The organism is Cupriavidus sp. 86D6, assembly GCF_057815095.1.
This window is the reverse complement of the sequence record NZ_JBYPSB010000007.1, coordinates 125,869-139,734: the sequence shown is the minus strand read 5'-3', so window position 1 is coordinate 139,734 and position 13,866 is coordinate 125,869. Positions and strand designations below refer to the sequence as shown.

Genomic DNA, 13,866 nt, shown 5'->3' with positions numbered 1-13,866 from the left:
CCGATATAAACAGGACTGAGTGCCACGAGGTTCACACGGAGCGCGCAAGATGCCATGATGCGGGGTTTTGTCTGCCCCGCATCCCGGTGTTCCCCGCGCCCTTGCCGTTTCCCTTCGCGCAGCCCCAATGATTGCCACGAATACCCTCCTGTTGCTGCTTGCAGCCGCGCTCGGCGTCGTTGCCGCGCGAGGCATGCGCGCTGCCAAGCCGGAAGGCGAGCCGGGGCGCAAGGCTGTCCGGTCGCTGGCATGGTCGGCTGCGCTCCTGTCGCAGGCCACCACGGGCATGCCGCTCTGGGTGGCGGTGGCTTCGGGCACGCTGACGGCCGCCAATCGCGGCGCCGACGCGGCGGCAACCTTCGCCGCGACCATGGCGGCAAGCATGGCCGCGTCGCACCTGATTGCCCCTGCCTGGCAATGGATGCGCCAGGGCAGCCGTGGCTGGCAGGTTGCCATCGTCACGGCCATGCTGGCGGGTGCCGGCATGGTGGCGGTGGCCGGTGCACGGCTGGGCCGGGCCTGCGGCGGCCTGTCGATGTCCCCGCGCGACTGTCTGGACGTGGCCGGCCCGCATGGGTCGGCGTGGCTGGCCGGCGGCCTGGCGCTGCTGTGCTCCGCGCTCTATGCGATGCATCGCCTCCAGTCGCGCCGGTGGGCGGGAGCCTATGCCGAGGGGGCGCTCGCCGACGACGCCCCTGACGAATTCCCGGTTGCCGCGCGTGCGGGCGAGCCGCGCCTGGTGCGGCGCGGCCACGGTCGCATGGGCGGGCTGACCGTACGCTCGTCGGGCCGCGACCAGCCGCCCGTCGGCGAATACAGCGTCAGCAACGAAGACCTGCCCGACCGCACCGCCTTCGCGCGCTGGCTCGACCAGACCATCGCGCACGCCCGCCTGTCGGAAACCGCCTGCGCCGTGCTGCTGATCCACATTGCCGACTTCCGGGAAGTCGACGAAGTCTTCGAAGTCCGCGCCGACGACATCCTGGCCCAGGATGCCGGCGCGCTGGCCCAGGCCGCGCTGGAACCGCATCATTTCCTGGCCCGGCTGGCGCGCGATGAATTCGCGGTGGGCGTGCCCGAACTGGTGCAGCACAGCCGGGCGCACGAACTGGGCGCGCGCGTGCTGGGGTCGCTGTCCGAGTTCGTGGCTGCGCGCGGCCTGCAGATGCAGATTGGCGTGAACATCGGCATCGCCATCTATCCGCGCGATGCGGCCACATCCGAATCGCTGATGCAGGCGGCGCGCGTCAGCCTGTCGGAGGCGCGCGAAAGCGGGTCGAACCAGATGCGCGTGTTCAATTCCGCTGCCGGCGAACGGGCGCGCCGCATGCGCGTCATCCGCCGCGATCTCTGGCCGGCCATCCAGGACGACGCGCTGTCGCTGATGTACCAGCCGAAATACGACGTGAAGTCGCGCGGCGTGGTGGGGGCCGAGGCGCTGTGCCGCTGGCGGCATCCGACGCTGGGTCCGGTCAATCCTGCCGAATTCATCATGGTGGCCGAGCAGTCGGGCCAGATCGACAAGCTCGACGACTGGGTCATCTCGACGGTCTGCGCGCAGGTACGCGCCTGGCAGGACGCGGGGCTGGCGACGGTGCCGGTGGCGATCAACGTGTCGGGGCTGCGCTTTGCCAGCCGCAACTTCCCGCAGTACCTGCTCGAACAGATCCACCAGCACGACATTCCGCCGTCGGCCATCACGCTCGAAATTACCGAGACGGCAGCCATGAAGGACATCGGCAAGTCGATGGAGACGCTGGCCGAGCTGCAGTCGCTGGGCATCCACGTGGCGCTGGACGACTTCGGCAGCGGCTACTCCAGCCTGGGCTACCTGAAGCGGCTGCGCGTGGGCACGCTCAAGATCGACCGCACGCTGATCGGCGGGCTGGACGCCGACCCGCAGGGCCAGGCAATCGTCGGGTCGATGGTGGCGCTGGCGCACGAACTCCGCATGAAGGTGGTGGCCGAAGGGGTGGAGTCGGCATCGCAGCTGGACATCCTGGACGGCATGGGCTGCGACGAGGTGCAGGGCTACCTGATGGCCATGCCGCTCGACGCCCCGGCGTTCGCCGAACAGCTGCAGGGCGCCCACCCGCTGCGCGCCTGAGCGCGGGTGGCGAAACGTGAAAAATTGTCGATAACGCTAAAGCGCGTGCCTGGCGTGTCGTTATGAAGGTGACAGGGCAGTGGCGCATGCCGGATGTCGCTCGCCCGAGCCAGCTGGCCTGTCCGTCGCCGGCCGCGCTGCCTTGCCACTGGCGGACCAACCCACACGGAGTCCCCGATGTCCCTTCCGCACATCCTCGTCGTCGACGATTCGCCATCCCTGCGCCGCATGACAGGCGCCTGCCTGCGCGCGGGCGGATTCATGGTGACCGAGGCGGCCGACGGCAAGGAGGCGCACGAGGTGGCCATGGAAGAGCAGTTCGGCATGCTGGTCACCGACCAGGTGATGCCCGTCATGGACGGCCTGTCGCTGATCCGCGCGCTGCGCGCCACATCGGCCTATGCGTCGATTCCGATCCTGATGCTCTCGACCGAGCACGACGACCGCATCCTGGACCAGGCCCGCGAGGCCGGCGCGTCGGGATTCCTGGCCAAGCCCTTCGATCCGGAAGACCTGCTGGCCTCCGTCCACGCGCTGCTGGACCCTCCCACGGAGGGGTAAGCCGGGCGCGAAGTCGTCCTTAATTCACCCCGCATCGTGCCGTAAATACTGGAGGGCCATAGCAGGTGGTCCGGCTCGGCCCATTGGGCCGCGGGCCGGCAGACCGCCTCGGGTCGCCAGCAGCCAGGGGCACGCTATCCCCGGCCACGACCAACCTTGCCAGCGGGGGCAACATGAATACCAGCAACAACCGGGCGGACGGCGCGGGAGAAGAATTCCTGGCCTTCCGGCTTGGCCGCGAGGAATACGGCATCGACATCCTCAAGGTCCAGGAAATCCGTGGCTACGAATCGGTCACGCAGATCGCCAACGCGCCTGACTACCTGAAGGGCGTGGTCAACCTGCGCGGCACCATCGTCCCGATCATCGACCTGCGCATCAAGTTCAACCAGGCCGAGATCAGCTACGACCAGTACACGGTGGTGATCATCGTCGATATCCATGAACGCACGACGGGCATCGTGGTTGACGGCGTATCCGACGTGCTCACGCTGACTCCGTCGCAGATCAAGCCGGCGCCGACGCTGTCCGGCGGCGTGGCCACCGACTATATCCGCGGGCTTGGCTCGCTGGAGGGGCGCATGCTGATCCTGACCGATATCGAGAAGCTGATGGACGTCGACGACCTCGCGGCGCTTGACGCCGCGGCCGGCACCGCCTGACCCACCCCGTAACAAGCGGCCCGTAGCGCCCGCGCGAATGCGGGGGCGCCGGTGCCGGAGCCTTCAACGCAGTTCGAGCACCCATGCGCAACAACCAGCCTGTCACGCAGCGCGAGCATCCGCTCTCGCCGGACGATTACCTGATCTCCCGAACCGACCTCAAGGGTCGCATCACGTTCGCAAACCGGGCGTTCGTGGAGACCAGCGGCTTCTCGTCGGCAGAGCTGCTGGGCGCGCCGCACAACCTGGTGCGCCATCCGGACATGCCGCCGGAAGCGTTTGCCGATCTCTGGACGTCGATCCAGGCCGGCAAGTCGTGGGTCGGCATCGTCAAGAACCGCCGCAAGGACGGCGATCACTACTGGGTGCAGGCAACCGTCACGCCGACGCGCGTGGCCGGCCGCATCATCGGCTATACGTCGGTGCGGTCGATGGCGTCGCGCGAGCAGATCGACGCGGCCGAGGCTGCCTACAAGCGCTTTCGCGAGCAGCGCGCCGCCGGGCTGGCGATCCGCGACGGGGCCGTGGTGCGGACCGGCGTGGCCGGCTTCTTCGGCCGCCTGACCCGCCTGAACCTGCGCCGCCGCATTCTTTGGGCCCAGGTGGCCGGGCTCGCATGGTTCCTGGTGGCGCTGGCTGGCGTGCACTGGATGTCGGCCGACGCTGCGGCCCAGTTGTGGCCGTGGCTCTGGGGCGCTTTCGCGCTGGCCGTGATCTCGTCGATGGCTTCGGGCGCCCTGCTGATCTCCCGCGTGGAAAAGCCGGTCGGCGAGATGCTCGACTTTGCGCTGCGCATGGGCGCCGGCGACCTGACCACGACGTTCGAGCACAAGGCCGGCGACGAAGTGGGTGCGCTGGCGCGCGCCATGCGCACGATGCAGCGCAGCCTGCTGTCGGTGGTGCATGACATCCAGGAAGGCATGACCAGCATCTCGACGGCCACGCACCAGGTGGCCGCCGGCAACAACGACCTGTCGCAGCGCACCGAACAGCAGGCCGCCTCGCTGGAGGAAACGGCTTCGAGCATGGAGCAGCTGACCGGCACGGTCCGCCAGAACGCCGACAACGCACGCCAGGCCACCGGGCTGGCCGCCAATGCGTCGGAGACGGCCGTACGCGGTGGCGAGGCCGTGGGGCGCGTGGTGCAGACGATGAACGAAATCAACGAGGCATCGCGCAAGATCGTCGACATCATCGGCGTGATCGAGGGCATTGCCTTTCAGACCAACATCCTGGCGCTGAACGCCGCCGTGGAAGCGGCGCGTGCCGGCGAGCAGGGCCGCGGCTTCGCCGTGGTGGCTGGCGAGGTGCGCAGCCTGGCGCAGCGCAGCGCCAACGCGGCCAAGGAAATCAAGGGCCTGATCGGCAACACCGTGTCGCGCGTGGAAAACGGCGCGGCGCAGGTCAGCGAGGCCGGCGCGACGATGGACGAGATCGTCCAGGCCGTGAAGCGCGTGACCGACATCATGGGCGACATCAGTTCGGCATCGGCCGAGCAGAGCGCAGGCATCGAGCAGGTCAACGAGGCCGTGGCGCAAATGGATGAAAGCACGCAACAGAACGCAGCATTGGTAGAGCAGGCCGCCGCGGCGGCCGGCGCGCTGGAAGAACAGGCCGACCGCCTGCGCGAGTCGATCTCCACATTCCGCGTGAGCACCCAGGCCGAAGTCCGGCCTGCGCGCCCGCGCCAGATGGAGACGATGGCGGAGGTGGCGGGCTGAAGTGGGGAGCCGGTCCGCGCCCGGCAGGGCGGGGGCCATTCCAGAAAGGGCCGCGCCGAAACACGCGGCATCAGGAACGGGGTAGAGCAGCCGCCCACGCAGGCGGCCGCGACAACAATCCGGGTGGCATTGCCCATCCCGGTCATTTCTGACAGAAGAAGGGGATAGTTCTATGCAGTGGTTCAATCAACTACGCGTTACGACCAGGCTGATAGCAGGCTTCCTGGTGGTATCGGTGATCGGCGCCGTCATCGGCCTGCTGGGCGTGGTCAACATGGGGCGCATGGCGGAATGGACCGGCAAGATCTACACCACCGACCTGCAGGCGCTGAAGGCCGTGCAGGACGGCAACATCAACCTGGTCTATGCCAGCCGCGCGCAGATCGCGCTGCTGTCGGCATCGACCATGGGCGAACGCGCGACCGAGAAGGAAGAGATCCAGAAATCGCTGGCGACGATGGAGGCGCGGGTAAAAACTGCGAAGAGCTCGTTCAGCCAGCCCGAGGGCCAGGCGCTGTTCAAGCAGTATGAAGCGCTGGTGCCCCCGTTCCGCGACCGCATGACGAAGTACGTGGAACTGGTCAGCAAGCAGCCGCTGGACACGTCGCAGTTCGAAAGCACGGTGTTCACGGAAAGTGCCGACCTGCTCAAGGAAAGCCGCGCGCTGGAAGACGTGCTGTTCAAGATGGTCAAGCGCCGCGACGAACGCGCCAAGTTGAACATGGACGAGTCGACCAGCGTCTACAACAGCTCGCGCGTGCTGATGCTGCTGCTGGTGCTCGGCGGGGTCGTGATCTCGGTGCTGCTGGGCTGGTTCCTGGCCCGCCAGCTGTCGCGCCAGCTCGGTGGCGAACCGGGCTATGCCGCTTCGATCGCCGCGCAGATTGCCGATGGCGACTTCTCGGCCAAGGTGGAACTGCGCCGTGGCGACGACCACAGCCTGCTGCACGCGATCGCGCAGATGCAGCAACAGCTGTCGTCGATGGTCCGCGACTTCAAGGAGTCGGCTGAGTCGATCGGCACGGCGTCGCGCGAAATTGCGGCCGGCAACAACGACCTGTCGCAGCGCACCGAACAGCAGGCCGCCTCGCTGGAGGAAACGGCTTCGAGCATGGAGCAGCTGACCAGCACCGTGCGCCAGAACGCGGACAATGCCCGTCAGGCCAGCGGCCTGGCGGCCAATGCGTCGGACACGGCCGTGCGCGGCGGCGAGGTGGTGGGCCGCGTGGTGGACACCATGGGCGAGATCAACGACGCATCGCGCAAGATCGTCGACATCATCGGCGTGATCGAGGGCATTGCCTTCCAGACCAACATCCTGGCGCTGAACGCCGCCGTGGAAGCGGCGCGTGCCGGCGAGCAGGGCCGCGGCTTTGCCGTGGTGGCCGGCGAGGTGCGCAGCCTGGCGCAGCGCAGCGCCAATGCCGCCAAGGAAATCAAGACGCTGATCGACAACTCGGTGGCGCAGGTGGATACCGGCGCGGCGCTGGTGAGCCAGGCCGGCACGACGATGGACGAGATCGTGCAGGCCGTGAAGCGCGTGACCGACATCATGGGAGAGATCAGCGCGGCATCGGCCGAGCAGAGCTCGGGCATCGAGCAGGTCAACCAGGCCGTGGCCCAGATGGACGAAGTGACGCAGCAGAACGCGGCGCTGGTGGAGCAGGCCGCGGCGGCAGCCGGTTCGCTGCAGGACCAGGCTTCGCGCCTGCTGGAATCGGTGTCGGGCTTCCGCCTGTCGCACGACGATGCAGCGGCGGCATCGGTGCCGATGCTCGCTGCCCCGGCGGCGCCCGCCGTGCGCTCGGTGGCCAGGCCCGCCGCCAAGGCCCCGGTGAACCGCGTGGCCAAGGGCGGCAAGCGGGGCAAGCCGGCCAGGACCGGCACTGCGCTGGCGGCTGCCGCACCGGCTATGGCTGAAGTTGCCGGCGCGGATGCCGATACACAGAAGAAGCGCCCGGCGCTGACGGCGGCTGCGTCTGCCAGCCCGGCATCGGACAACGGCGACTGGAGCGCCTTCTGAGCGTCATCGGGACAACTTCGGACCGCCACATAATCGTCGTCTGAAAAGACGGCAGCGTCCCGGCGCAGCGTTGTAATTGTTGCGCCGGGCGTTCACTCGTCTGCAGAACACCATGAACACCGACATCAGTCTGTCCCTGTCGGCCGAAGCCGCAGCGCGGCTGCGCGCAGACTTCGATGCGTTTGTAAAAGTTTCCACCGGACTCGACCCGCAGTTCATTCCGCCCGCGTTCGACGATTTCCTGCGCGCGCGGCTGATCCAGCAGGATGGGCCGCTCACCGAGCGTGCCGTCATGCGCCTGCTGGCCAGCGGCGAGTACGGATGGGCGCGCAAGGTCTTCGACAAGCAGCTGCCGAACGCATTGGCGGCGCTCATGCGCGACGCGCAGCGTTTCGGCTTCGCGCTGGCCGTGCAGCCCGACTGGACGTCCCAGCAGCGCGTGGAGCATGCGCGGGAGTGGGCCGCGAACATCCTGTCCGAAGCGGGCGCCGATGCCGCGTTCACCGAGGCGCTGGCGGCCCAGATATCGGCCTCCGCTGTCGATGTGCGCACGATCGAGGAGCGCATGCGCACGCCTGCGTGGCGCATTGCGGACAGCCTGCGGCAGCGCGCTTACGACGTCATGTACGCGCTGCAGACCGAGCAAAGCGAGGCGCTTGGCCGCAGCAAGGTGGGCGAGTTGCGCGCGCTGCTGGGCCTGGCGCTGGAGTATGGATCGGTGAGCGCCGAGGAAGCCGCGCGCGTGCTGGAGCAGGTGGAGCGCGCGCGTCCGCACCTGTTCCGGGAAGCACCCGATGACGTGTTTGCGCGGCTGGCGGCGTGGCTGCGTCGCGTGTTTAGCCAAGGTGCGCTTGTTCGTCAATAGTGGAAACCAGCAACCCCCTTTCGTGCGTGGCGTGTCCACCGTCGGAAATCCGTTTCCGTTCAGTGCACAAACTGTTACACCTTTGATGAAAATCAGAAGACAGGCACGTTTGTTGTTACAAACTTCGGGGCCCATGTCTTTTCCTTACGACATTCCCCAATCCCCAACGTAAGTAGGGATTGGCATGGTGGGCGGAATGCCGATATAAACGTAACAGTTTCACTTACACTCTGTAACATCTGTAACGTTTCAGAGTTCAGGTGTAACCGGGCGAAGTTCTTTCGTAGTACGTCGTACCCACTCGAACACGCAACAAACGATCTGGTCGCCGGCAGGATTTCCTTGCTGGTAAGCGCCGGACAAGCGGTCGAGGGGTTTTTTGGTAGCGGGGAAAAATTGGAAAGCAGTGAAGTTCTCCAGGAGATCAGGGAGGTTAACCTCGCCTATCTTCTGCTTGCGCAACGACTGGTGCGCGAAAACCAGGTGGAAGCCATGTTCAGGCTTGGTGTCAGCAAGGAAATTGCTGAGATCCTCGCCAAGCTGACCTCGGCGCAACTCGTCAAGCTGGCTGCATCGAACATGGTGCTGTGCCGGTTCCGCTTTGACGATCACGCGTTGCTGTCCACCCTGACACACACGGCCAAGAGCCATGATATGCAGCAGATCCACGCTGCTATCCTGCTGGCCCGGCAACCCGTGGAGTCGCTCAATTGACCGCGCTCCTCCAGGCCCAGCCGGCCCGCAGTTTCACGGCCACTCCCGTCCCCAACCGCAAGAGCGTCCTGCAGGATGCCAACCAGACCCAGCTCGCCATCGAGCTGATCGGCCTGGGTGCGCGCCTGCAGGTGCTTGAAGCCGAGACCACGCTCTCGCGCGACCGGTTGATCCGCCTCTACAAGGAGCTGCGGGGCGCGTCGCCGCCCAAGGGCATGCTCCCCTTCTCGACAGACTGGTTCACCACCTGGCTGCCGAATATCCATTCGTCGCTGTTCTTCTCCGCTTACCAGTTCATGGTGCAGGAAGGCGAGACGTCGGGCATTCGTGCCGTAGTGGCCGCTTACCGTCTGTACCTCGAGCACGTTTCGCTGCTCGGTGGCGAAATCGTCTTAAGTTTCACCCGTGCCTGGACGTTAGTACGGTTTTTCGAGAGCAACATGCTGCAGCTTTCCTCGTGCACCTGTTGCGGCGGTCAGTTCGTGACGCATGCCTATGAGCCGCACGCGAACTTCGTCTGCAGCCTGTGCCGCCCGCCTTCGCGCGCCGGAAAGGTGAAGAAGCTCTCGAAGGACGCCGCATCCGCGCAGACGCCAGCCTGACTCACCGGGCCTGACGTCCGCGTGGCAGGTGGGCCCCGGTAACGGCGGGCGGTGACCCCGCTCGTCCGCGCCGGATGCCCAGTGCGTGCCTGACGCGTGTTTTTCAGACGGGGATCCGATCGTGCTAGTAGTTATTGGCTATGTCGTCGTAGTCGTGGCGGTGTTGGGCGGTTACGCCCTCACCGGCGGACATATGGGCGCGCTTTATCAACCGGCGGAGCTCATCATCATCGGCGGTGCCGCCGTCGGCGCATTCATCAGCTCCAACAGCGGCAAGGCCATCAAGGCCACGATGAAGGCCATGCCTTCGCTGCTGCAGGGCTCCAAGTACAAGAAGGAACTGTACCTGGACGTGATGGCGCTGCTGTACGTGCTGCTGTCCAAGGCACGTCGCGAGGGCATCCTGTTCCTCGAAAAGGAAATTGCCGATCCCGCATCGAGCAGCGTCTTCAGTCAGTACCCGCGCATCCTGGCCGACGCCAAGATGATGGAGTTCCTGACCGACTACCTGCGCATGATGGTCAACGGCAACATGAACGCCTTTGAGATCGAGGCGCTCATGGACCACGAAATCGAAACGTTCCGCCACGAAGCCGAGATTCCCGCCCATGCGCTGTCGCGCGTCGGCGACGGCCTGCCCGCCTTCGGCATCGTGGCCGCGGTGATGGGCGTGGTGCACGCACTCGCCTCGGCCGATCTGCCGCCGGCGGAACTGGGCGCCCTGATCGCCCACGCCATGGTCGGTACGTTCCTGGGCATTCTGCTGGCCTACGGCTTCGTGTCGCCGCTGGCATCGCGCGTCGAGCACCAGGTGTCCGAGAGCATCAAGATGTACGAGTGCATCAAGGTCACGCTGCTGGCATCCCTGAACGGCTATGCCCCGCTGGTGGCGGTGGAATTCGGCCGCAAGGTGCTGTACTCCACGGTACGTCCGTCGTTCCTCGAGCTCGACGACCACGTGCGTGAAGTCAAGAGCCTGACCTGACGGGAGAGCAGCCATGAGCAGCGCCCAGGACCTGCGTCCGATCATCATCAAGAAGGCGAAGTCGCACGCCAAGCCGCACGGCAACCACAGCTGGAAGATCGCCTACGCCGACTTCATGACGGCCATGATGGCGCTGTTCCTGGTGCTGTGGCTGCTGAGCTCGTCTTCCCCGAAAACGCTCGTCGGCGTGGCCGAATACTTCAAGACGCCGCTGAAAGTGGCGGTGGCCGGCGGCGACAAGAGCAGCATGTCGAAGAGTGTCATCCCCGGCGGCGGCAAGGACCCGATGGCCAAGGACGGCGAGGTCATGAAGGCCCTGACCAACGATCCGGCCGACGCCCAGCGCCGCCGCGACCAGATGGACAGCGAGCGCCTGCGCGCGCTCAAGGGTCGTCTGGAACAGATCATCGACAACAACCCCACGCTGCGCCAGTTCCGCCCGCAGCTGCTGCTGGACATCACCAGCGAGGGCCTGCGCATCCAGATCCTGGATACACAGAACCGGCCGATGTTCCGTACCGGCAGCGCCGCCGTGGAGCCGTACATGCGTGCCATCCTGCGCGAAATCGGCCCGGTGCTCAACGAGATGCCGAACAAGGTCAGCCTGTCGGGCCATACCGACTCGGCCACCTACATGATGGGCGAGCGCGCATACAGCAACTGGGAACTGTCGGCAGACCGCGCCAATGCGTCGCGCCAGGAACTGATCGCCGGTGGCATGCAGGAAGGCAAGGTGCTGCGGGTGCTGGGCCTGGCCGACACCATGCCGCTGGAGAAGAACGAACCGCTGGCGCCGACCAACCGTCGCATCAGCATTGTGGTGCTCAACAAGCGCGCGCAGGCCCAGTTCGAGTCCGAAAACGCCAGCGCGGCGGATGTTTCGGTGCAGGCCCAGAAGGGACGCATGGCCGAAGAGCTTCAGTCGCAGGTGCCGGCGCAGGCGGAAGCCGCCCCGGCTCCCGCGGCGGGCCCCGCCAACACGCCCAAGGGCAAGTAGGAACGAGGGCGCGCCGCCGCGGTGGGTGGCGTGTCTTCCCAGGAAATCTAGCGAGCCAGGACGATCATGTCTGTCGATATCGATATCACGCAGTTTTACCAGACCTTCTTCGAAGAGGCAGAGGAACTGCTCGTAGAAATGGAGCAGCTGCTGCTGGAGGTGGACATCGAGTCCCCCGATGCCGAAGCGCTCAACGCGATCTTTCGTGCCGCGCATTCGATCAAGGGCGGTGCCGCGACGTTCGGCTTCACGGCCCTGACCGAAACCACGCACATCTTTGAGAACCTGCTCGACCGCACGCGTCGGCGGGAACTGGCCCTCACGCGGGTCATCATCGACACCTTTCTGGAAACCAAGGACGTGTTGCAAGACCAGCTCAATGCCTATCGCAACGGCACCGAACCCGATCCGGAAACGTTCAAGCGCATCTGCGCCGTCCTGCAGCAGCTGGCCCAGGAAGCCGGCGGCGAAGCGGCCCACGCTCCGGCCCCCCCACCCGCGCCCGTGGCAGCCCCGGCCCCGGCCGCCGCACCGGCCGGCGGCAACCTGAAGGTTCGCCTGATCAAGGTATCGGCCGCGGACCAGGCGCTGCTGCGCGAGGAACTGGCCAACCTGGGCGAGATCACCGGCCAGGAAGAGGCCGATGGCGACCTGACCATCTGGCTGAACAGCCAGTGCGGCACCGACGACATCATCGCGGTCTGCTGCTTCGTGATCGACGAGAAGCAGATCGTCGTGGAAGCCGTGGCAGCCGGCGAGGCCCCGGCCGCAGCCGCGCCCGCACCGGCGCCTGCGCCCGTCGCCGCGCCGGCCCCGGCGGCCGCTGCGCCGGCCGCCGCCCCGGTAGCCAAGGACAAGGAAAAGGAGAAGGCCAAGCCTGCGGCCGCCGCCGCCGCGCATGGCCCCGATTCGGGTTCGATCCGCGTGCCGACCGAGAAGGTCGACCAGATCATCAACCTGGTGGGCGAACTGGTCATCACGCAATCGATGCTGGCGCAGACCGCGTCGTCGCTCGACCCCGTACTGTTCGACCGCCTGTTCTCGGGCATGGGCCAGCTGGAGCGCAACGCGCGCGACCTGCAGGAAGCGGTGATGTCGATCCGCATGATGCCGATGGACTACGTGTTCTCGCGCTTCCCGCGTCTGGTGCGCGACCTGGCCAGCAAGCTGAACAAGCAGATCGACCTGGTCACGTTCGGCAAGGCGACCGAACTGGACAAGAGCCTGATCGAACGGATCATCGACCCGCTGACCCACCTGGTGCGCAACAGCCTCGACCACGGTATCGAAACGCCCGAGAAGCGCGTGGCGGCCGGCAAGGAACCGACCGGCCAGCTGATCCTGTCGGCACAGCACGCCGGCGGCAACATCGTCATCGAAGTGAGCGACGACGGTGGTGGCCTGAACCGGGAGCGCATCCTGTCCAAGGCCCTGCAGAACAACCTGCCGGGCGTGTCCGAAAGCATGCCCGACGATGAGGTCTGGCAGCTGATCTTCGCGCCGGGCTTCTCCACTGCCGAGGTGGTGACCGACGTGTCGGGACGTGGCGTGGGCATGGACGTGGTCAAGCGGAACATCCAGGAAATGGGCGGGCATGTCGAGATCAGCTCGCGCCAGGGCCTGGGTACCACCACCCGCATCGTGCTGCCGCTGACGCTGGCCATCCTGGACGGCATGTCGGTGCGCACCGGCGAAGAGACGTTCATCCTGCCGCTGAACTGCGTGATGGAGTCGCTGCAGCCGAAGGCCGACGACGTGCACACCGCCGCCAACGGCGAGCGCGTGATGAACGTGCGCGGCGAATACCTGCCGCTGCTGGAACTGCACAAGGTCTTCAACGTGGCCAATGCGGTGCAGGAGCCCACGCAGGGCATCGCCGTGATCCTGGCCGCCGAAGGCAAGCGCTTCGCGCTGCTGGTGGACCAGCTGATCGGCCAGCACCAGGTGGTACTGAAGAACCTCGAAACCAACTACCGCAAGGTGCCGTGCATTTCGGCCGCGACGATCCTGGGCGACGGCAGCGTCGCGCTGATCGTGGACGTGGCCGCGCTGCAGCGCACCGGCGTGCGCCGCCAGGACATGGCGGTGGCACTGTAATCGACAGCAAGGAGAACGGACATGGCCGGCATCGGACACATCGATACCCAGGGCAGCGAAGCCTCTGGCCAGGAATACCTGGTCTTCACGCTGGGCACCGAGGAATATGGCATCGACATCCTGAAGGTGCAGGAAATCCGCAGCTACGAGACGGTAACCCGCATCGCCAACGCACCCGACTTCATCAAGGGCGTGACGAACCTGCGCGGCGTGATCGTGCCGATCGTGGACCTGCGCCTGAAGTTCAACCTCGCCAACGTGCGTTATGACCACCAGACCGTGGTGATCATCCTGAACGTGGCGGGGCGTGTGGTCGGCATCGTCGTCGATGGTGTGTCGGACGTGCTCACGCTGACCGGCGACGACATCAAGGCTGCGCCGGAATTCGGCGTATCGGTATCCAACGAGCACCTGACCGGCCTCGGTTCGGTGGAAGGCCGGATGCTGATCCTGATCGACATCGAACGCATGATGACCAGCGCCGAGATGGAACTGATCGAAGCCGAGTTCGCCTGAGCGCGCGCCGGATCGC

At 66.2% G+C, this 13,866-nt stretch carries 12 protein-coding genes; all 12 read left to right on the top strand.

Annotated elements, in window-relative coordinates; all coding sequences use genetic code 11:
• The first annotated feature begins 127 nt into the window (after positions 1-127).
• Complete coding sequence (locus AC3G88_RS18335) at positions 128-2,107, top strand: putative bifunctional diguanylate cyclase/phosphodiesterase (protein ID WP_488772314.1); 1,980 nt, start codon at positions 128-130, stop codon at positions 2,105-2,107.
• Between the two features lie 177 nt (positions 2,108-2,284).
• Positions 2,285-2,668, top strand: coding sequence for a response regulator (locus tag AC3G88_RS18330; protein WP_488772312.1), 384 nt, complete (start codon positions 2,285-2,287; stop codon positions 2,666-2,668).
• 173 nt (positions 2,669-2,841) lie between these two features.
• Complete coding sequence (locus AC3G88_RS18325; RefSeq protein WP_153949800.1) at positions 2,842-3,330, top strand: chemotaxis protein CheW; 489 nt, start codon at positions 2,842-2,844, stop codon at positions 3,328-3,330.
• 83 nt (positions 3,331-3,413) lie between these two features.
• Positions 3,414-5,051, top strand: a complete 1,638-nt coding sequence (locus AC3G88_RS18320) for a methyl-accepting chemotaxis protein (protein WP_488772309.1) — start codon at positions 3,414-3,416, stop codon at positions 5,049-5,051.
• A 172-nt stretch (positions 5,052-5,223) separates the two neighbouring features.
• Complete coding sequence (locus tag AC3G88_RS18315; RefSeq protein WP_488893757.1) at positions 5,224-7,074, top strand: methyl-accepting chemotaxis protein; 1,851 nt, start codon at positions 5,224-5,226, stop codon at positions 7,072-7,074.
• A 112-nt stretch (positions 7,075-7,186) separates the two neighbouring features.
• The gene (locus AC3G88_RS18310; protein ID WP_400393371.1) at positions 7,187-7,939 is read left to right on the top strand and encodes a DUF4088 family protein; all 753 of its coding nucleotides are present in this window, start codon (positions 7,187-7,189) and stop codon (positions 7,937-7,939) included.
• Positions 7,940-8,335: 396 nt separating this feature from the next.
• A complete protein-coding gene (gene flhD, locus AC3G88_RS18305) occupies positions 8,336-8,653 on the top strand; it encodes a flagellar transcriptional regulator FlhD (protein WP_008647543.1) in 318 nt (105 codons plus the stop codon).
• On the top strand, positions 8,650-9,255 hold the full coding sequence (gene flhC / locus AC3G88_RS18300) for a flagellar transcriptional regulator FlhC (RefSeq protein WP_153949796.1): 606 nt from the start codon (positions 8,650-8,652) through the stop codon (positions 9,253-9,255). Before flhD ends, flhC begins: the two co-directional genes overlap by 4 nt.
• Positions 9,256-9,376: 121 nt before the next feature.
• Positions 9,377-10,240 (top strand): flagellar motor stator protein MotA, encoded by an 864-nt coding sequence (gene motA, locus AC3G88_RS18295; protein ID WP_049815961.1) that lies wholly within the window; start codon positions 9,377-9,379, stop codon positions 10,238-10,240.
• A 13-nt stretch (positions 10,241-10,253) separates the two neighbouring features.
• Positions 10,254-11,237: a flagellar motor protein MotB gene (gene motB / locus AC3G88_RS18290; protein ID WP_488772304.1), complete on the top strand. Its 984-nt coding sequence runs from the start codon at positions 10,254-10,256 to the stop codon at positions 11,235-11,237.
• 66 nt (positions 11,238-11,303) lie between these two features.
• The gene (gene cheA / locus AC3G88_RS18285) at positions 11,304-13,334 is read left to right on the top strand and encodes a chemotaxis protein CheA (protein WP_488772302.1); all 2,031 of its coding nucleotides are present in this window, start codon (positions 11,304-11,306) and stop codon (positions 13,332-13,334) included.
• A gap of 21 nt (positions 13,335-13,355) precedes the next feature.
• A complete protein-coding gene (locus AC3G88_RS18280; protein ID WP_029051730.1) occupies positions 13,356-13,850 on the top strand; it encodes a chemotaxis protein CheW in 495 nt (164 codons plus the stop codon).
• Positions 13,851-13,866: the final 16 nt, after the last annotated feature.

What these genes read in the sequence shown, in the direction of transcription:
- AC3G88_RS18315 (WP_488893757.1), top strand. Translation starts at nt 5,224, where the DNA reads ATGCAGTGGTTCAATCAACTACGCGTTACGACCAGGCTGATAGCAGGC.
- cheA (WP_488772302.1), top strand. Translation starts at nt 11,304, where the DNA reads ATGTCTGTCGATATCGATATCACGCAGTTTTACCAGACCTTCTTCGAA.
- AC3G88_RS18310 (WP_400393371.1), top strand. Translation starts at nt 7,187, where the DNA reads ATGAACACCGACATCAGTCTGTCCCTGTCGGCCGAAGCCGCAGCGCGG.
- AC3G88_RS18335 (WP_488772314.1), top strand. Translation starts at nt 128, where the DNA reads ATGATTGCCACGAATACCCTCCTGTTGCTGCTTGCAGCCGCGCTCGGC.
- AC3G88_RS18330 (WP_488772312.1), top strand. Translation starts at nt 2,285, where the DNA reads ATGTCCCTTCCGCACATCCTCGTCGTCGACGATTCGCCATCCCTGCGC.
- motB (WP_488772304.1), top strand. Translation starts at nt 10,254, where the DNA reads ATGAGCAGCGCCCAGGACCTGCGTCCGATCATCATCAAGAAGGCGAAG.
- AC3G88_RS18320 (WP_488772309.1), top strand. Translation starts at nt 3,414, where the DNA reads ATGCGCAACAACCAGCCTGTCACGCAGCGCGAGCATCCGCTCTCGCCG.
- AC3G88_RS18280 (WP_029051730.1), top strand. Translation starts at nt 13,356, where the DNA reads ATGGCCGGCATCGGACACATCGATACCCAGGGCAGCGAAGCCTCTGGC.
- AC3G88_RS18325 (WP_153949800.1), top strand. Translation starts at nt 2,842, where the DNA reads ATGAATACCAGCAACAACCGGGCGGACGGCGCGGGAGAAGAATTCCTG.